At 53.8% G+C, this 1,030-nt stretch carries 1 protein-coding gene; it reads right to left on the reverse strand.

Going from position 1 to position 1,030, the window contains the following annotated elements; genetic code table 11:
- A partial coding sequence (locus NA637_RS25120) for a DUF7017 domain-containing protein (RefSeq protein ID WP_256075330.1) occupies window positions 1-1,030 on the reverse strand: 1,030 nt, incomplete at both ends.

Consider the following 1,030-nt stretch of genomic DNA (forward strand, 5'->3'; position numbering starts at 1 on the left):
GATGGGCACTAGATAGGTGGCAGACCTCACTTCCACCGAATCGAAGCACAGCACCAACGCTTCCTGGGAGTGCCGAGCGTAGAAATCTTTCTGATTCTCTGCTTCTGGCGCTGACGGGTCATACCAACTGCTGCTGATCAGCTCCTGCAGCTCTTTGTCGATTCCCCAGCCTTGTTCCTGCCGAATGTTGATGGCAGTGACAAGCTCACTACTTGCTTGTGAGAAGTCCCCTCGTTCTGCCAACATCTGCGCCAGTTCACGATGAACATTGACGGTGAATTTTGGATCAGAGCCACATTCCAGTGCACGGCAGGCGCACGCGAGCGCGAGTTCGGGTTGATCCTCAGCGTATAGGCGTGCAGCCTCTGCCCATACCCAGAACTCACTTCTCTTGGCTTTGATCACAGAGCCAAGAATGCTAGTGGCCTCGGCATGTCGATGAATGCGTCTCAGCAAAAAAACCTTGTCCCAATCCAGCCAAAGAGCATCATCACCCTCAGCCACAGGCCGAATTCGGTCTATCCACTCAAGCGCAAGATCGATGTCTTCTGGCGTGGCATCGTGGAAGGCCTTAACCCATTTTGCCAATGCACGTGCGACGCCAAGTGCGATCGGTGGGTAGCGATTCTCATCGCGCTGGCTGTATTGCCAATCTTCCGTGCCTAAACCATCGTTACCAACCCACCGAATGAACCCTGGAAAGGTTTGAAAATGCGGTGCAACTTTGCACACCTCTCGAATGATGTTGGAGAGCGCATTGTCTGGGCGACGTTTCGGCTGTTTTGCGAATCGGCGAAGTTCCTTATGGATTTGGCTAATGGTTTGCACGGGGACAGGCTGCGAGGCCTTCAGCTTTGCGCCCACCGTGGAAACCAAAGTCTTGACGAGGCCATAGAAAGCCCAATCAATCTGCGTCCTCAGTTTGAAGTCGTCAGGATCATTGGCAAGATCTTGCAGACCGAGGTCGATAGCCTCCTGGAAACGCCCCGATTTCCGGAGCGCTTGTACGTCCGCCCATGTCATTGCAAAG

The sequence above is a fragment of the Stutzerimonas stutzeri genome, from assembly GCF_024448935.1.
Taxonomy (GTDB): Bacteria; Pseudomonadota; Gammaproteobacteria; order Pseudomonadales; family Pseudomonadaceae; genus Stutzerimonas; species Stutzerimonas stutzeri_AO.